The organism is Herbaspirillum sp. Her3 (assembly GCF_057961275.1).
In genome coordinates, this window is record NZ_CM176328.1 from 4019463 (window position 1) to 4037899 (window position 18437).

Genomic DNA, 18437 nt, shown 5'->3' on the forward strand with positions numbered 1-18437 from the left:
CTGCAGTGACACGAAGCCAATCTTTTTGTCAGCGTTCCTGCCGCCTGCTCCCTGATTACAACTATTTACATTTTCAGGGTGCAGTTATAGAGCATGAATTTCCGCATGGAAATACCTGAAGTGACAACTTTTTCTCATTTTGCGAGACTTTTTTGTAACAACAATTACCTTATTGCAAACTTCAGTTGATGTCTCACTGGGACCTTCTGCCCTGGCTGGACCAAGGCCGTGGATGAAGTGAAATCTTGTCGGGCCTGCTCGAAAAATCCCCAACCGGATGACGACGTGTGGGGGTAGACGGAGCTGCATTGCAGCCCTCGCGATAGCATGCTGCACCGCGACCCACTATACTGACGGGATGACCCGAATCGACTTTCACAGCAACGTCCCGCAAAAGATCGCCTACGTCTGCCGCCTGGTGCGCAAGGCGCGTGCTTCCGGCGCCAATCTGGTGCTGCGCACGCCCGACCGGGCCGCATTGCAGCAACTGGACCAGGCGCTCTGGAGCTTTTCCGAGCAGGATTTCCTGCCCCACGTGATGGCCGGCGACCCGCTGGCCGCGCAGACGCCCATCATCCTGACCGCCGACGACAATACCGAACTGCCGCACCACCAGATCCTCATCAATCTGGGCAGCGACACGCCCGCGCACTTCGCCCGCTTCGAACGCCTGCTGGAAATCATTTCCGCCGACGACGCCGACAAGGCCGCCGGCCGCGACCGCTACCGCTTCTATAAAGAACGCGGCTACCCCCTCTCGCACCATGTGGCCGCCTGAGCCCGCCCCACCCGCTCATGCCATGAACCACGACGACAACAGCATTCCCCTCCTCACCGAGATCATCCCGCTGGCGCCGGCCGCCCCGGATTACACCGCTCCGGCGCAACCCGGCGCCTTCCACACCCAGCCAGCAGCGGCCAGCTATCAGGCACCTGCCGCTGCAGCGCCCATGATGGCCGCCATGCCTGCGGTTACGCCGGCCGCCGAGCAATACCGCCAATGGGAGCAGGAAATCCGCGAAAACGTCCTGCAAAGCCTGCTCGAACGCGTCGATACCGTGCTGCACCAACACCTGCAGGACCAGATGGCGCTGGCGCTGGATCATCTTTCCGATATCGTGATGCAGCGCGTCAGGGAAGGCCTGCGCGATGCCCTGACCGAAACGGTCGAGCGCGCAGTGGCCGAAGAGATGGCGCGCTTCACATCTTCAAAAATGTAAATCCGACTGGATTTTTCTTTTTATTTTGAATAAAAATACTGCAACAGCCTTTTTATTCATAAAAATTTGATCCAGTATTGATCACATCGGCAATCACGCTTTTCTTACAATGCTTGCATTGTTCGCATTTGAATTTACGCATGCGAACGTTCGAACAACCACCGCAAGTTCATGCAAAACCGGGAGAGCAAGATGAAAGTGATCGTATTGGGCGCAGGCATTATCGGAACCGCTTCCGCCTGGTTCCTGAAGAAGCAGGGCTACGACGTCACCGTCATCGACCGCCAGCCCGGCGCAGCGCAGGAAACCAGCTTCGCCAACGGCTGCCAGATCTCCGTCTCGCACGCCGAACCCTGGGCCAATCCGGCCGCCCCGATGAAGATCCTGAAGTGGCTGGGCAAGGAAGACGCCCCGCTGCTTTACCGCTTCCGCCCGGAATGGCTGCAATGGAAGTGGGCCGTAGCCTTCCTGCGCGAATGCACCGCCGCCCGCACCGACGAAAACATCCGCAACATCGTCGCCCTGTGCGAATACAGCCGCCAGACCCTGCAAGCCGTGCGTGCCGAGACGGGCGTGCAGTACGACCACCTGACCCGCGGCATCCTGCACTTCTATACCGAAGAAAAGGAATTCCAGGACTCCCTGCCCGCCGCCAAGCTGATGCGCGACCTGGGCTGCCCGCGCGAATCCATCGGCGCCGATGAAGTGGTGCGCATCGAACCGGCGCTGGCGTCGATCCGCAACAAGATCGTCGGCGGCGACTTCACCGCCACCGATGAATCTGGTGACGTCTTCAAGCTCACCACCGGCCTGGCCAAAAAGAGCGAGGAAGCCGGCGTCCAATTCCGCTACTCCACCACCATCACCCGTCTCATCACCGAAGGCGCTGGCGCATCGGCCCGCGTGACCGGCGTGGAAATCATCAACCCGGACGGCCGCCATGAAGTCCTGACCGCCGATATCTTCGTGGTCGCCATGGGCAGCTTCTCGCAACAACTGGTCAAGCCGCTGGGCATTGACCTGCTGCTCTACCCGGGCAAGGGCTATTCGGCCACCTACAAGGTCACCAACCCCGATGCCGCCCCCACCGTCTCGCTCACCGACGATGGCTACAAGCTGGTGGTCTCGCGCCTGGGCGACCGCCTGCGCGTGGCCGGTACCTGCGAACTGAACGGCTACACCCGCGAACTGAACACCACCCGCTGCGAAGCCATCACCCGCCGCACCCGTGAACTGTTCCCCGATGGCTGCGACTACGAGAACCCGACCTACTGGACCGGCCTGCGTCCGCTGACGCCCTCCAACGTGCCTTACGTGGGCAAGACCAAGTTCGCCAACCTGTACCTGAACACCGGTCACGGCACCCTGGGCTGGACCATGGGCTGCGGTTCGGGCCGCGCGATTGCCGAGATCGTGGCCGGCCACGTGCCGGAAATCGATTTCGCCTTCACCGGCCTGCCGCGCTGGAACCGGGCGCGCCAAGTGGTGACCCAGGCCGCCTGAGCCTTTTGCTTCAGTAAAAATCAAGGACCGGGATGCCCGGTCCTTTTTTTTGCCCGTTTGATCTGGATCAGCGCGCCCCCTATTGCAAGAACATTCACATAGGACAATAAGCACCGCTTACAAACACTGACACCCCCTTGGTGTAGAATCGCCGCTTGCTCTGCGTTGCCGGCACCTTGCCGGGGCTGCGCAGCGGCCGGGAATTCAAGCTCATCATCACGCATCTTGCGCCTTACGGCCGCCTTTACCTGATATCAGCATTGATCTCACCGGCTCCAACCCCATATGGACGAATATCCGTCCCGGCCTTTTGCTTCACATGGAAAGGCCCGCAACATCAAAGGATCCTGCCATGAAGTGGGCTATTGTCTTCATATACCTGTTTTCCATCCTCTTCATCCACTTCCGTGGACGCGTGCGCCTGCCCTTCCTGCGGCAGTTCTTCGACCATTCGTCGATCATGTCACCGATCAATCTGTTCATGTACGCCTTTTCGCGCGTACCGGCGGTGCCCTATCCGGCCGTGAAGGAATTCCAGGACCTGGCCCTCATCGACCAGAACTGGGAAGTGATCCGCGATGAAGCCGTGGCCCTGCGCGAGATGGCCAAGATCAAGGCGGCCGAAAAGAATGACGATGCCGGTTTCAACTCCTTCTTCAAGGCAGGCTGGAAGCGTTTCTACCTGAAGTGGTACAACGCCAGCCATCCGTCGGCCGAGAAGTTCTGCCCCAAGACCGTCGAAATCCTCAAGCGCATCCCTTCCGTGAAGGCCGCCATGTTCGCCGAACTGGCTCCGGGCGGCACGCTCAATCGCCACCGCGACCCGTTCGCCGGTTCGCTGCGCTATCACCTGGGCCTGGTCACGCCCAACGATGACCGCTGCTTCATCGAAGTCGACGGCCAGCGCTACAGCTGGCGCGATGGCCAGAGCGTGGTGTTCGATGAGACCTTCATCCACTGGGCCCAGAATGGCACCGAGACGAACCGTATCATCCTTTTCTGCGACGTCGAGCGTCCGCTGCGCTACCGCTGGGCCGAAGCCATCAATGGCTTCCTCGGCCGCACCATGATGACGGCAGCGTCCTCGCCCAACGAGACCGGCGACCAGACCGGACGCGTCAACAAGCTGTTCCGCTTCGTCTGGCTGGCCGGCCAGTATCGCCGCCGCTTCAAGAACTGGAACAAGACCGTCTACAAGATCACCAAGTTCGGCCTCATCATCGCCGTGGCCTTGCTGATCATCTACGCCTGACCTGGCTGACGATGCGCCGACAGGCGGAAAAACGAACGCAGTGTAAATGATATAAACAAAAAATCGCCGGTTCTCGAATCGGCGATTTTTGTAAGTAATTTGCAAAATCGGGAAAACCATTTCCGCGCCATGAGAACCAAGGCGGAAATTGAAAGAAGAAGCCCTATCCGCCTCAATACCGTGACACGGCTGGCTTGCAGGGGTGCCCGGTGGTTCGCGGAGAGGCCCGCTGACAGAAAAACTCACGAAGCTGCACGTAAGTAAAAGTCACGTGAGACTTAAAATTTCCGCACGGCAATGAAAGCTGAAATTTTCTGTAGTGAAATGTAGAAACTGCTTCTTTCCCATGCTCGCCGCCTGTAAAATCCTTTGGCTTCCGTGCCAGCTTGATGGCGTGAATCTTGCATCGGGATCGTCTTCGTTCCGCTGCGGCATGCCTCGCTCCTGACTGCGTGCCGGCCACTGGCCGGGTACTCGGTGATGGCATGTGAGCCGGCCCGTGGCGGAGGATACCGGGCAAGCACAGCCGAGTACCGACCATACATAGAACATGGGCTCATGCAGGACATCGACCACGAGATGAAACAACCGCTGCTCAAGCATCTGGTAGAAATCACGGCCCACCGGGAGCATTCCCGCCTGGCCATCTCCGTCATCTCCGCGCTGTACCAGCTCACCGACGTGCAGTCCATCCGCATGCTGGATATCTTCACCCTGCGCGACGAATACTTCGTGCAGGAAAAGATGGTGATCCGCGATGGCACCGTGCACACCATCGCCGAACTGACCAGCGATGATCCCAAGGAACCGCTGTCGGCCTATCCGGCCATGCTGGCCTGTATCCGCAACCACCTCAACGAATTCCACGAGACCACCGCCGCTGGCGAACACGTGCTGTGGCTGCCGGTCTGGCTGCACGGCAAGATGAATTCCTGCCTGGAGATCCGCAGCCAGAGGCCTTTCGAGCAGGCCATGCTGGACGTGATCCACGGCATCTTCCACGTCTACTGCAACTACCAGAGCCTGCTGGACTACAGCGAGCGCGATGCGCTCACGGGCCTGTTCAACCGCAAGACCTTCGACGAGCAGTTCACCCGCTATGCCTTTGCCATCGCCCCGCACGAAGCGCATTCGCTGGACCGCGACGACCGCCGCCACGGCAGCCATGACGAGCCCAAGGGCCATTGGCTGGGCGTGGTCGACATCGATCACTTCAAGCAGGTCAACGACCGCTATGGCCATCTCTATGGCGATGAAGTGCTGATCCTGGTGGCCAACATCCTGCGTGCGTCCTTCCGCGCGCATGACCGCATCTTCCGCTTCGGCGGCGAGGAATTCGTGATCCTGCTGCGCTCGACCACGCTCACCGATGCGCGCAAGATCTTCGACCGCTTCCGCCAGAACGTCCAGGAATACGATTTCCCGCAGGTCGGCAAGGTCACCGTGAGCCTGGGCTTCGTCAACATCGCGCGCGAGACGCCGGTGGTGATCCTGGGCCATGCTGACCAGGCGCTGTATCACGCCAAGAAGAGCGGCCGCAACCGCATCTGCTACTACCAGGAACTGGTCAATTCGGGCGTGCTGAGTTCGGGGATCACGACCAACGATACGGTGGAATTCTTCTAGGCGATTTCCCTCGTCTGCTCCCCATGGCCGCGCGTGCGGTCATTTTTTTCACCTGCGCTTTTCCGGATCGGCCTTGCGCCGCACCGGGCGCGTGCTGGCCCATGCACGCCGTGCATTCATTCATGTTTTAAAAGCATGGGACAGCAGCGCGCCGCTTTCGTATGATCGCCAACGTTTTTGTGTTGTAACACTGAGGTTTCCTCAGTTCCCTCTTGGCCCCGCTTCGGCGGGGCTTTTTTCGTCTTGCCAGTCCTCTTTAGAAGTCCAGCTGCTCAATACTCACGCCCAGCGCTGCGGCAATCCTTTCCAGAGACAGCGGGCGCAAGCGGGTGCTGCTCTCCTGCTGCGCATAGGCGGACTGCGAGATGCCGATGCGTGCTGCCACTTCCTGCTGGGTCAGGCGCAGATGCTCACGCCAGCTACGGATGGCAGTCCACTGATGATCGATCATCAACCGGACGACTTCATTGGGCACATACCCGTGATGTTGGGATCGCTGATGCATGGCTGTTTCCTCAAGATCGGCGAGCTTGCCCGTCGCGCCGGATCGATGCAAGCGGAGCTGCGCTTGCACAGTCCGTTTCCGAGATATTTCGAATGGCCGCGCATGTATCAAATCACGACAACACCGGCTCACTCACCTCCGGAATCAATCGGATCGGAACCGACTTGGCCGCCGGCACCTTGCTGCCGCGCGCGTGGTGGAACAGCGGGATGAGACGATTGAGTTCGGGGAAGTAACCCATCACGCAGCCCACGGGAATATCGAAGGGTTCCACCCGCAGATGAGCGACGCGGCGCTCCACGCCGTCCCCCGAGACCGTCTCGGCAGTGACGAAATCGCCAGCCGCCAGGCCGTGCGCCTGCAGATCGCGCAGGTTCATCAGCAGCACCCGGCGCGTACCCCAGACCCCTCGGAAGCGGTCATCGAGCGAATAGACGGTGGTGTTGAACTGGCTGTCGCCCCGTGTGGTCATGAGGCGCAGCACGTTGGGACCATCGCCGGGCATGTCGGGATCGGGATCGAATCCCTCCGGCGTCTTGAAGTTGGCCTTGCCGTTGGGGGTTTTCCATTGCCGCTCGCGTGCAGCCAGCGGACGCGCAAAACCACCGGGCGTCCACATGCGCGCATTGAAGTCGCGGAAGATGTCGGGGTAGGTGGCTTCGATGGCGTCGCGAATGCGGGCGTAATCGCCGACCCAGGCGTCCCAGTCCACGTGGGGATTGAAGGGCAGCAAACGCTTGGCCAGTTCGGCCACGATGGCCGGTTCCGAGAGCAGGTGCGGCGAGGCCGGCTTGACGCGGCCGCGCGAGCCATGCATGCAGCCGGTGCTGTCTTCCACTGACACCGCCTGTTCGCCGCTGCGCTGGCGGTCGGTCTCGATGCGGCCCAGGCAGGGCAACACGTAGGAGGTCTTGCCATGGATCACGCAGGAACGATTGAAGTGCGTGACCACCTGCACGGTCAGGGGCAAGTTGCGCCAGGCTGGCTCCATCACGCCATGATCGGGAATGGCCCGCACGAAATTACCGCCCAGCATGAAGAAGGCGGAGAGTTCGCCGTCGCGGATCTTCTCGCAGGCTTCCACCGTGTTGAGGCCCTTCTCCATCGGCGGTTCGAAATGGTAGAGCGCGCGCAGTTTGTCGTTGGGCACCATCTCCGGCTTTTCGGTAATGCCCACGGTGCGCTGGCCCTGCACGTTGGAGTGTCCGCGGATCGGGCAGATGCCGGCGCCCGGCTTGCCGATGTTGCCGCGCATGAGCAGCAGATTGGTCAGCATGTGGATGGTGCGTACAGCTTCACGATGCTGGGTCACGCCCATGCCGTACATGAGCATGGCGCGGCCCGCAGCGGCATAGGTGTCGGCGGCCAGTTCCAGTTCCGCACGCGAGACGCCGGCATGGCGTTCCAGCTCGCTCCACTCGGCCGCACGCGCCGCAGCGGCGAACTCCTCGAAACCGCTGGTGTGCTCATCGATGAAGGCCTGATCCAGCAAGCGCGGCAAGCCTTCGGCGCGAGCCCGCTCATCGCGCTCCAGTATGCGCTTGGCCATGCCCAGGGCAGCGGCCGTATCACCACCGATCCTGATCTGCAGGTATTGAGAACTGATGTCGGTGTGCGCCGGCGTGATCATTTCCTTGGGCGATTGCGGATTGACGAAGCGTTCCAGCCCGCGTTCGCGCAAGGGATTGAAGGTGATCACCGGCACGCCGCGCTTGCGGGCGTCTTCCAGCGGATGCAGCATGCGCGGCGCGTTGGTGCCGGTGTTGTGGCCGAAGAAGAGGATACATTCGGTCTGCTCGAAATCTTCCAGCGTCACCGTGCCGACCGGCACGCCGATGGTCTGCGGCAGCGCTACCGAGGTGGATTCGTGGCACATGTTGGAACTGTCGGGCAGGTTGTTGGTGCCGTACATGCGCGCCATCAGCTGGTACAGGTAGGAAGTCTCCAGAGAGGCGCGGCCCGATGCATAGAAGACCACCTTCTGCGGATCCATGGCGCGCAGCTGCGCTGCGATGTCATCGAAGGCCTCGCTCCACGAGACCGGCAGGTAGCGGTCGCTGGCGGCATCGTATTTCATTGGCTCGGTGACGCGGCCGGTGGATTCCAGTTCGAGGTCGTTCCAGCGCTCCATCTCCGTGACGGTGTGCTGCGCGAAGAACTCCGGGGTGGCACGCTTGCCGGTGATTTCCCAGGCGGTGGCCTTGGCGCCGTTCTCGCAGAACTCGAACAGATGCGGATCAGCCGGCTTGGCCCAGGAACAGCTCACGCAGGCAAAGCCGTCGGGCTTGTTCTGCTTCATCAGGATGCGCGTACCGGTGGCGATGACGTGTTCCTGCTGCAGGATGGCGCCCAGTGCCTTGACCGAACCCCAGCCGCCGGCGGCGTTGTTGTATTCGTCGAAGTGGGCTTCTTCGGGGATGTCCTTGGTTTTCATGTCGCTTCTCCGAGCGTGATGCATTCGTGGGAGGGCGCCCTGCGTAGTCACGCGGGCCGCCTTTGGCGCGGCACAGGAGGACTTGCTGCAGGCTTCCTGCGTCCAGGTCGCCATCATGAAATCTGCAGCAGGATTTGGCTGTAGGCCGCCCACGGATTTACAGCGCGCCGGATTCCTACAGCAGCTCTTGCCATGGACAAGCTCGGCCGCAACGCCAATGCCGTGCCTAGGGCCTGTTCACATTCAATCTGCGAGTGCAGATTGAATGTGAACAGGCCCTAACGAAGTCCTACGGCAAACACAGCAGCGCGCCGACAGCCTGCCGCGAGGCGGGCGCGCATACTCTTCCTCGTTACGCAGCCTGTGCTCTTGCGTTCCTCTCCAGCCCATCATGACGAACAACGCCGCCCATCGCTACGCACCGCCGCCCCCTTCACTGCCTGCAGCGCTGGAAGATTTCATCGCACCAGCACTGCAGCAGGCCAGCCATGCGCAAGTGGCGGAGGTAGCCGCGCGCCTGTTGCGCCAGCTGGCACAAGCGGGACTGGACCGTTTGCCCCTGCCTGGTCAGGGCGAGACGCTGGCTCGCTGGCAAGCGCTGGCAGCGGTGGCAGCCCACGACCTGTCACTGGCCAAGCTCTATGAAGCCCATACCGATGCGCTGGCCATCCTGGCCGAGGCTGGTGAATCCGTACCGGCGCATTCGGTCTGGGGCGTATGGTGCGCCCAGGGCCAGCCCGGCAGCCTGCGCATGCAGGCTGCACCGGACGGGGTGATTCTCAACGGTGAAAAACCCTGGTGCTCGGGCGCGGCCTGCGTCACCCACGCGCTGCTGAGCCATCTCGACGAGCAGGGCCGCACCTGGCTGCTGGCGCTGCAACTGGACCAGCGCGGCGTGACCATCGCCGAAGACGACTGGGCCGCCATCGGCATGGCCGCCACGCGCACCGCGCGCCTGCAATTGCGCGGGGTTGCAGCGCGCGTGGTGGGACCGCCCGGCTTTTATCTGGAGCGTCCCGGCTTCTGGCACGGCGGCATCGGTATTGCCGCCTGCTGGTACGGCGCCGCTACCGCCCTGGTAGCGCAGCTGCGCCAGGCGCTGGCGCAGCGTGCCGACAGTCACGCACTGGCACGGCTGGGCAGTGCGCTATGCGCCCTGCACGGTGCGGCGGCCTGCCTGCGCGAGAGCGCCTCCCGCATGGATGCGCAACCACACCTCCCTGCCCTGCAGGACGCGCTGCGCACGCGCCTGATTGTGGAACGCGCCTGCCTGCGCATCATCGACGACCTGGGGGCCGCGCTCGGCCCCCATCCCTATTGCGGCAGCCGGCGCAGTGCGCGCCTGCTGGCCGACCTGCCGGTATGGCTGCGCCAGAGCCACGCCGAACGCGATCTGGCCGCCCTGGCTAAGGCCAGTCTTGAAGAGGAAGCTTCCCCATGCTTATTGTGAAGACGCCACCGGCTGCCAACGCAGCGCTGCCTGCACGGCATATCGACATCGCCCACGGCACGGTCGAAGGGGAATGGCAATCCTGCCAGCGCCTGCACGCGCTGCCTGAACTGGAACTGGGTCACCTGGTGCCGGCCCGGTCGCGCGCGGTGATCCTGGCACCGCATCCGGATGATGAGACGCTGGGCTGCGGCGGACTGATCGCGCAACTGGCCGGCATGATGCGGGAAATCGCGGTGGTGGCGGTGAGCGATGGTGAGCGCAGCCATCCGCCCTCCTCGCCGCTGGCCGCGCGCCTGCCGCTGGTGCGTGCAGCCGAGAGCGCGGCTGCGCTGCAATGCCTCGGCGCGGGGCAGGCGCAGGTCCTGCGGGCGCACATTCCCGATGGCCAGATCGGCCAGCATCGGCTGGAACTGAAAGCCTGGCTGATTGCGCAATTACGCCATACCGACATCCTCTTCGCGCCCTGGCGCCTGGACGGCCACCCCGATCACGAGACCGTGGGCGAAGTGGCGGCCGAGCTGGAACAGGAATTGGGCTGCAAGCTGGTGGAAGTGCCGATCTGGGGCTGGCATTGGGCGCAGCCGCTGGGTGGCGAGTTTCCCTGGGGGCGGGCGCGCAAGCTCGCCTTCGATGCCCAGACCGGCATGCTCAAGCGCCGCGCCATGCGCTGCTACCACAGTCAGATCGGCCGCGACGGCGAGCGCGATCCGGTGCTGCCGGCCGGCGTGCTGGCGCATTTCGTGCGCCCCTACGAAGTGTTCTTCCTATGAGCTCCGTGCAGCGCCCATCCGGCGGCCATTTCGACCGGCTCTACGCCGCCAGCGATGATCCCTGGAACACCCGCGACCGCTGGTACGAGCAGCGCAAGCGCGCCATCGTCGAGGCCATGCTCCCGCACAGGCAGTGCAAGGCCATCTTCGAGCCCGGCTGCGGCAGCGGCGAACTGACGCTGCAACTGGCGCTACGTTGCCAGCGGCTGGTGGCCTCCGATTTCTGTGAAGAAGCGGTGCGAATCACGCAGGAAAAGACCGCACATCTGCCGCACGTCCAGGTGCACCGGCAGGCGCTGCCCGAGCAATGGCCCCAGCCCGCGCACGATGGAGCGCATTTCGATCTGATCGTGTTTTCCGAGCTGTGCTACTACTTCGACGCGGCTGACATGGCCGCGATGGCGGCTCTGGCCGTCGCCAGCCTGATGCCGCAAGGGCATGTGCTGGCCTGCCACTGGAAAAAGGATTTCAATGATCGCCTGCTGGACACGCACGCCATCCACCAGTGCATCGATGCGCATGCGCGCCTGCAGCGCCATGCCTGTTATGAGGATGAGGACGTCCTGATCGATCTCTGGTGCCAGCGTTGAGGAGCGCGGCACCTCACCACGGAAGGAGAAAGCATGATCGGCATCGTCATTCCTGCCCACGATGAAGAAGCCACGCTGCATGCCTGCCTGCGTGCCGCCCGCAAGGCCGCCAGGCATCCGCAGCTGGATGGCGAGGCGGTGCGCATCGCGGTGGTGCTCGACAGCTGCAGCGATGCCTCCGAAGCCATCGCGCGGCGTCATCCGGTGGATGTGCTGCCGCTACAGGCGCGTAACGTCGGACTGGCGCGCCATCACGGCGCCCAGGCACTGATCGCGCAGGGCGCACGCTGGCTGGCCTTCACCGATGCCGATACGCTGGTGGCGCCCGACTGGCTGGCGGCGCAACTGGACCTGCAGGCCGAGGCGGTGTGCGGCACAGTGACGCCCGGGCACTGGCAAGGTCATCCACGGGAAGTGCAGCAGCGCTTCGCGCGTGAGTATCAGGATCGCGATGGTCACCGGCATATCCACGGCGCCAATTTCGGGGTCTCTGCGCAAGCGTATCTGCGCGCAGGCGGCTTTCCACCGCTGGCCTGTCATGAGGATGTAGAACTGGTGCGGGCCTTGCAGGCTGCAGAGGTGCGCATCGCCTGGAGCGCGCGCGTGCGCGTGGTCACCAGCACCCGCACGCACAGCAAGGCGCGCGGCGGCTTTGGCGATACGCTGCGCCAGTGGGCCAGTCAGGAGTGTGCGGCCATCGTACCGGTTCAGCGGGCGTTGTCGCCGGCGCGCACGACCTGTTGAGCCTGTTCGATGCTCACGTGATGGTCTTCGACGGTATTGACCAGCCGCTGACGCCTGGCGCGTGAACCGAAGTTGTTGGCGTAGATCCAGGTGAACTCGGCCCCCAGCAGGAAGATCTGCGCCGAGTAGTAGATCCACAGCAGCAGCAAGGCGAACGAACCGGCCGCGCCGAAGCCGGAGGTCATGCCGGTACTGCCGAGGTAGAGCCCGATGAGGTACTTGCCGATGATGAAAAGCACCGTGGTAGTCACCGCGCCGATCCAGACGTCGTGCCAGGACAGCGTGACGCGCGGCATGAATTTGTAGATCATCGAGAAGAGCGTGGAAAACACCACGAAGGACAGCGCGAAGTTGAGGATCTGCAGCATCAGCTGCCAGCCCTCGAACCAGCCGCCCCACCACCGTCCCAGCGCCGCCAGCGCGGCACTGACCACCAGCGAGATGATCAGCAGGAAGCCCAGCCCCAGGATCAGCCCGAAGGACAGCAGCCGCGTGCGCGCCAGTTGCCATACACCACTCTTGCGCTTGACGACGGGAATGCGCCAGATCCGGTCCAGCGCACTCTGCAATTCGGAAAACACGGCAGTCGCACCGATGACCAGCGTCACCACCGAGATGCCCGCCGCAATCATGCCTTCGCGCGGATGGCTCACCGACTTGAGCAAGCCCTGGATGGCGAACGCGCCTTCGGTGCCCACGATGTCGCGGATCTGGTTGACGATCTCGCCCTGCGCGGCATCCTGCCCGAACAGCATGCCGGCCACCGCAATGGCGATCACCAGCATGGGAGCGATGGAGAAGATGGTGTAGTAGGCGATGGCCGCTCCCATGCTGGGAGCAAAGTCATCCATCCAGGCATTGATGGCGGCCACCGTCATCTGCCAGGCCTGCTGGGCGCGCGTGCCGCCCTTGAGCATCTTGACCTCGGCGGCCGGGTCCAGGTAGTCCGACGGCGCCGGCTCCAGCTTGGCCTTGACGATATCGATGCGGGCCGGCGCATCCGGCGGCAAGGGGGGTTCGCTCGCGGCCTTGGCGGCAGCGGCCTTGGCACGTGCCGTGCCTTTGCGCCACGCCGCAACGAGCGGCATGGCCAGCGTGACGACGCGCAAGACGCGTTCCAGTCCGGGCTGCAGCGCATGATGGGTGCCCTCCGTCTGGGGCGCCTTGCTGCCGCGGGGTGCACGCTGTGCCGCCGCTCGCTGCTGGCGGCGCTTTCGACCCAACCACACCCCCAGGCCGGCGCTGAGCAGCGCGCCTGCGATGAGCCCTCCGGCCGATGTGGCGCGATCATCTCCGTCGGGATGCTTGCCCGCAACATGGCGGGTGGAATGGATCGGGTCGGAAGAGCTGCTCATGGAGACCTCGCCTGGGGATATTGTTGTGGCGGTGTGACCGCTGTGCATGAACGATTGTTCCTGTTCCAGCCTGCCCGTCCAGCCTTGTAGGAAGCCGCTGTCGGCGCTTCAGTGGTCGGCGGGAAATGCGTACGCATGGTATAAAGTGAATCTTTGCGCAGCAGCCTTCGAAGGTGCCGAATGCGCATGAACCAGAGCGGCGCAAGCCGGTCTGTCGGAATTCTCCCTGGCCGATGCGCCTGCCCGGTGTGAGTGGCACACCTGGCCCAACCGGTGGCACCGGCCCTTCCCCAACCTGACGAACGAGGATTGCCCATGTATAAGGACGTACAGCTTTTCATCAACGGCGAATGGACCGCCAGCGCCTCCGGCCGCACCATCGATGTCGTCAACCCGGCGACCGAGGAAGTCATCGGCAAGATCGCCCACGCTGACCGCAGTGACCTGGATCGCGCGCTGGACGCGGCCAAAAAGGGATTCGAGACCTGGCGCAACATGTCCGCCTTCGAGCGTTCCAAGATCATGCGCCGCGCGGCCGACCTGCTGCGTGAACGTGCCGATGACGTTGCCCGCCTGATGACCCAGGAACAAGGCAAGCCGCTGGCCGAAGCCAAGATGGAAACCCTGGGCGCGGCCGACACCATCGACTGGTTCGCCGAAGAAGCCCGCCGCACCTATGGCCGCCTGGTGCCGGCCCGCGTGCCGGGCGCCTATCAGATGGTGATCAAGGAGCCGGTTGGTCCGGTGGCCGCCTTCACTCCGTGGAATTTCCCGATCAACCAGGTGGTGCGCAAGCTGTCGGCCGCATTGGCTGCGGGCTGCTCCATCATCGTCAAGGCACCGGAAGAAACCCCGGCTTCCCCGGCTGAACTGATCCGCGCCTATGCCGATGCAGGCGTGCCGGCGGGCGTGATCAACCTGGTCTATGGCGTGCCCGCCGAAATCTCGGAATACCTGATCCCGCATCCGGTGATCAAGAAGATTTCCTTCACCGGTTCCACCCCGGTGGGCAAGCAACTGGCCGCGCTGGCCGGCCAGTACATGAAGCGCGCCACCATGGAACTGGGCGGCCACGCACCGGCCATGGTATTCGACGATGTGGATGTGGAACTGGCCGCCAAGACCCTGGCCACTGCCAAGTTCCGCAATGCGGGCCAGGTGTGCGTCTCGCCGACCCGCTTCCTGGTGCAGAAGGGCGTGTTCAATGCCTTCGTCGACAAGTTCGTCACCTATGCCGAACAACTGAAGGTCGGTAATGGGCTGGAAGCCGGCGTGAACATGGGCCCGGTGGCCAACAAGCGCCGCATCCCGGCGCTGGAAGCGCTGATCGACGATGCCGTTTCGCAAGGCGCGCAACTGCGCACCGGTGGCAAGCGCATTGGTAACAAGGGTTACTTCTTCCAGCCGACCGTGCTGACCAACATTCCGCTGAACGCGCGCGTGATGAACGAAGAGCCCTTCGGCCCGCTGGCCCTGATCAATTCCTTCGAGTCTCTCGATGAAGTGATCGCCGAAGCCAACCGCCTGCCCTTCGGCCTGGCCGCCTATGCCTTTGCCAAATCGGCGCACACCAAGCACGCTTTGGCGGCGCGCGTGGAAAGCGGCATGCTGACCATCAACCACCTGGGCCTGGCGCTGCCGGAACTGCCCTTTGGCGGCATCAAGGACAGCGGCTACGGTTCCGAAGGCGGTACCGAGGCCATCGAGGCTTACATCAACACCAAGCTGGTGACTCAGCTGGATGTCTGATGCCGGGCAGGTCGCTTGACCTGCTGGACTGATCGCTTTGCGTGATCAAAAACAATCGGCGGACCTGCAAGGGTCCGCCGATTTTTATTCACCGCCCGTTCGGACTGAGTAGGCCCGCCAGGGCCGTATCGAAGGCGCTGCGGTATCCGCGCCCCTTCGGCGGGCTCAGGACAGGCTTCGATACGCAACTGCGCTGCTACTCAGTCCGAACGGGAGCGTAGTTAGAACTATTCCTCGCCACCACCCGACGGCGGCACCAGGATATCGCGGCTGCCATTGCGCGACATGGCCGAGAGCACGCCAGCCGTTTCCATCTGCTCCACCAGCCGCGCCGCGCGGTTGTAGCCGATGCGCAATTGCCGCTGCACCGAGGAGATGGAGGCACGGCGCGTCTTGAGCACGAAGGCCACCGCCTCATCGTAGAGCGGATCGGATTCCGCATCGCCCCCCTCGCCCCCGGCGAACATGTCGGCCTGGGCCGTATCTTCGGAGACCGGCGGGGCCAGGATTTCTTCGATGTAGCGCGGCTCACCGAAGGACTTCAGGTACTCCACCACGCGGTGCACTTCCTCGTCCGACACGAAGGCGCCATGCACCCGCTGCGGATAACCCGAGCCCGGCGGCAGGAACAGCATGTCGCCATGGCCCAGCAGGGATTCGGCGCCCATCTGGTCCAGCACGGTGCGCGAGTCGATCTTGGAAGAGACCTGGAAAGCCACGCGGGTCGGGATGTTGGCCTTGATCAGGCCGGTGATCACGTCCACCGAAGGACGCTGGGTGGCCAGGATCAGGTGGATGCCGGCCGCGCGTGCCTTCTGCGCCAGACGCGCAATCAGTTCTTCCACCTTCTTGCCGACCACCATCATCAGGTCGGCCAGTTCGTCGATGACGATGACGATGGTGGGCAGTTTTTCCAGCGGCTCGGGCGCATCAGGCGTGAGGCTGAAAGGATTGGGGATCTTCTCGCCACGGGCGGCGGCTTCGTCCAGCTTCTGGTTGTAGCCGGCCAGGTTGCGCACGCCCAGCTTGGACATCTTCTTGTAGCGGCGCTCCATCTCTTCCACCGCCCAGTTCAGTGCATGGGCCGCTTCGCGCATGTCGGTCACCACCGGGGCCAGCAGGTGCGGGATGCCTTCGTAGATCGACAGTTCCAGCATCTTGGGGTCGATCATGATCAGGCGCACTTCCTCGGGCGTGGCCTTGTAGAGCAGCGAGAGGATCATGGCATTGATGGCCACCGACTTGCCCGAACCGGTCGTACCGGCCACCAGCATGTGCGGCGCACGCGCCAGGTCGGTCACCACGGGCGTGCCGGTGATGTCCTTGCCCATGGCAATGGTCAGACGGGAAGACGATTTGCGATAGGCCTGCGAATGCACGATCTCGGAGAGCTTGATCATCTGCCGGCGCGCGTTGGGCAGTTCCAGGCCCATGCAGGTCTTGCCGGGGATGGTCTCGACCACGCGGATGGAAGTCAGGCCCAGGGCACGCGACAGATCCTTCATCAGGTTGACCACCTGGGCGCCGCGCACGCCTTGCGCCGGCTCCACTTCGAATCGGGTAATCACCGGACCGGCCTCGGCGCCCAGCACCGTGACCGGCACCTTGAATTCGCGCAGGCGCTGCTCGATCAGGCGACCGGTTTCCTGCAATTGTTCAGGGTCGACCTCGATGCGCGATTCGGGCACTTCATCGAGCAGATCCAGCGACGGCAACGGAATGTCCACGCGCGGCTCGTCGTAGTAGGCCTCGGGGGCCATCGTCACCGGTGGCACGTAGGCCGGCGCAGCCTCGGGCATGCGTACCGTGAAGGCCGGGGCCGGCTGCGCAGGCTCAGGATCGGGCAGCATGTCAAACCAGGGCGCGTTGAAGGTGCCGAGGTCGATGGGTTCCTGTACCGGCTCCTGGGCCACAGGAACAGGCTCAGGTGCGGCCATCGGCGGGACGAAGGGCGTTGCGGCGGGCGGCATCACGGGCGACGGCAGCGGGGCCGAGGTATCCGGCTGCTGCGCCTGTGGTGCCAGCGGCATGATGGGCTGCGGCGGTGCGATGGGCGCAATCTCGTCGGAAGTGCCGTTCTGCTGCAGGGAACGCATCAAGCGCGTCGGTACCACGTCGGCGCGCTCGGCCGGCTTGCTGGGGGCGGTTCCGGGTGCGGCGGCACGGCCTACGCTGCTGATGCGGATGCTGCGGGTGGCTTGCGCCGCTGGCGCCGGAGTGCCGCGCGCAATGGAAGGCGGAATCGGGCGAATCGGCGGCGTCGGCGTGGCCGCGCGCGAGAGGCTGGCATCGGCCGCCGCACTGGCAGCAGAGATGGCGCGGCTGGCAGCTGCGCGGGCCAGCATGGCTTCGGTCGGGCGCAGGCTTTCGAAGGCGGCCCATTCGGATTCCGGACGCGGCTTGGCGGCGGGGCCGGTCGGGCGCGGATTGAGCGAAGGCCACTTGCCGCCCTGCCCCGTACCGGGGGTGGCGGCATGGCTGTTACGGTGGCCGCCGGTCAGGGCCGACAGGGGCACTTTCCAGTCGTCGCGCGGCGCGCCTTCGGCCGGGCGCTCGGGTGCCGGTGCGGGCGCTGGCGTCAGTCGCGCCGGGCGGGGACGCGGGGCGAAGGGTGAGGCGGCCGGCACACGGCCGGCAGAATTGGCGGAGGTAACGGAAGAAGCGCGCGGCATCGGCGCGCGGCGTTCGGCGCCCGTGGGGAAACTGCTGCGGGCGGCACCGGCACTGCCGTGATGGCTGCTCATGCGCACCCGTTCACTTTCGATGCTGCCCCGGCGCGGCGGGCCCAGCTCCAGTTCCGGATGGTCATCGCGCGCAGCCGGGGCGCTGCGCCCGAACATGGCACCCAGCAGCCATTTCAGCCCCAGCGCCAGCAAACCCAGCATCAGCACGGCGGCGATGCCCCGGCTGATCTTGCCGCCCAAGGCATCCATCAGGGCAGCGCCGACCAGGGCCGCGCCCGGCCCCTCATCGCCCGACACCAGTTGCGCACGCACCAGCGACTCGACCGCACTGCTGGCCCCCAGCAGCAACAGGCTGCCACACCACAAGCGGATGGCGCCGCGCCCGCCGAAGATGGACTTGCGGCCGAGCGCGCGCGCTACCGTGCGCAGCAGCAGCGGCAGCAGCCAGAGGACCGACCAGCCAAACCATTTGACGAAAATCATGCTACTCCCAAACTTCACCGGCCTGGCAAGACGCCAGCCGGCCTCGTGACTTCATGCGGTGCAACGCGA

Annotated in this window: 14 protein-coding genes; 10 read left to right on the forward strand and 4 right to left on the reverse strand. The window is 63.9% G+C overall.

The window, feature by feature from the left end:
- Positions 1-358: 358 nt before the first annotated feature.
- The 5 genes from ACVC5H_RS18425 (at position 359) to ACVC5H_RS18445 (ending at position 5601) form a co-directional block, all read left to right on the forward strand.
- Positions 359-778, forward strand: coding sequence for a DNA polymerase III subunit chi (locus ACVC5H_RS18425; protein WP_489619220.1), 420 nt, complete (start codon positions 359-361; stop codon positions 776-778).
- A gap of 22 nt (positions 779-800) precedes the next feature.
- The gene (locus ACVC5H_RS18430; protein WP_489619221.1) at positions 801-1220 is read left to right on the forward strand and encodes a hypothetical protein; all 420 of its coding nucleotides are present in this window, start codon (positions 801-803) and stop codon (positions 1218-1220) included.
- A 192-nt stretch (positions 1221-1412) separates the two neighbouring features.
- Positions 1413-2723 (forward strand): D-amino acid dehydrogenase, encoded by a 1311-nt coding sequence (locus tag ACVC5H_RS18435; protein WP_489619222.1) that lies wholly within the window; start codon positions 1413-1415, stop codon positions 2721-2723.
- 352 nt (positions 2724-3075) lie between these two features.
- Positions 3076-3975 (forward strand): lipid A hydroxylase LpxO, encoded by a 900-nt coding sequence (lpxO, locus tag ACVC5H_RS18440; RefSeq protein ID WP_489619223.1) that lies wholly within the window; start codon positions 3076-3078, stop codon positions 3973-3975.
- 558 nt (positions 3976-4533) lie between these two features.
- Entirely contained in the window at positions 4534-5601 is a 1068-nt protein-coding gene (locus tag ACVC5H_RS18445; protein ID WP_489619224.1) for a GGDEF domain-containing protein, read from the forward strand.
- A 256-nt stretch (positions 5602-5857) separates the two neighbouring features.
- On the opposite strand, the gene ACVC5H_RS18450 is transcribed toward ACVC5H_RS18445, so the two are convergent.
- Complete coding sequence (locus ACVC5H_RS18450; RefSeq protein WP_489619225.1) at positions 5858-6106, reverse strand: helix-turn-helix domain-containing protein; 249 nt, start codon at positions 6104-6106, stop codon at positions 5858-5860.
- 112 nt (positions 6107-6218) lie between these two features.
- A complete protein-coding gene (locus tag ACVC5H_RS18455; protein ID WP_489619226.1) occupies positions 6219-8540 on the reverse strand; it encodes an FdhF/YdeP family oxidoreductase in 2322 nt (773 codons plus the stop codon).
- A 391-nt stretch (positions 8541-8931) separates the two neighbouring features.
- Here ACVC5H_RS18455 and ACVC5H_RS18460 point away from each other — a divergent pair, with 391 nt between their 5' ends.
- Genes ACVC5H_RS18460 through ACVC5H_RS18475 form a run of 4 tightly spaced genes read left to right on the forward strand, consistent with a single transcriptional unit; the run spans position 8932 to position 12097 of the window.
- Positions 8932-9990 carry an acyl-CoA dehydrogenase family protein gene (locus ACVC5H_RS18460; RefSeq protein WP_489619227.1) on the forward strand — a complete coding sequence of 353 codons (1059 nt, stop codon included), beginning with the start codon at positions 8932-8934 and terminating at the stop codon, positions 9988-9990.
- A complete protein-coding gene (locus tag ACVC5H_RS18465; protein ID WP_489619228.1) occupies positions 9978-10763 on the forward strand; it encodes a PIG-L deacetylase family protein in 786 nt (261 codons plus the stop codon). Before ACVC5H_RS18460 ends, ACVC5H_RS18465 begins: the two co-directional genes overlap by 13 nt.
- Entirely contained in the window at positions 10760-11353 is a 594-nt protein-coding gene (locus ACVC5H_RS18470; RefSeq protein WP_489619229.1) for an SAM-dependent methyltransferase, read from the forward strand. Before ACVC5H_RS18465 ends, ACVC5H_RS18470 begins: the two co-directional genes overlap by 4 nt.
- Positions 11354-11386: 33 nt before the next feature.
- On the forward strand, positions 11387-12097 hold the full coding sequence (locus ACVC5H_RS18475; protein ID WP_489619230.1) for a glycosyltransferase family 2 protein: 711 nt from the start codon (positions 11387-11389) through the stop codon (positions 12095-12097).
- Here the strand turns inward: ACVC5H_RS18475 and ACVC5H_RS18480 are convergent.
- On the reverse strand, positions 12061-13452 hold the full coding sequence (locus ACVC5H_RS18480; RefSeq protein ID WP_489619231.1) for a YihY/virulence factor BrkB family protein: 1392 nt from the start codon (positions 13450-13452) through the stop codon (positions 12061-12063). The two genes, ACVC5H_RS18475 and ACVC5H_RS18480, sit on opposite strands and share 37 nt — an antisense overlap.
- 315 nt (positions 13453-13767) lie before the next feature.
- Here ACVC5H_RS18480 and ACVC5H_RS18485 point away from each other — a divergent pair, with 315 nt between their 5' ends.
- Positions 13768-15201: an NAD-dependent succinate-semialdehyde dehydrogenase gene (locus ACVC5H_RS18485; protein WP_489619232.1), complete on the forward strand. Its 1434-nt coding sequence runs from the start codon at positions 13768-13770 to the stop codon at positions 15199-15201.
- Between the two features lie 227 nt (positions 15202-15428).
- On the opposite strand, the gene ACVC5H_RS18490 is transcribed toward ACVC5H_RS18485, so the two are convergent.
- Positions 15429-18368: a DNA translocase FtsK gene (locus tag ACVC5H_RS18490; protein ID WP_489619233.1), complete on the reverse strand. Its 2940-nt coding sequence runs from the start codon at positions 18366-18368 to the stop codon at positions 15429-15431.
- Positions 18369-18437: the final 69 nt, after the last annotated feature.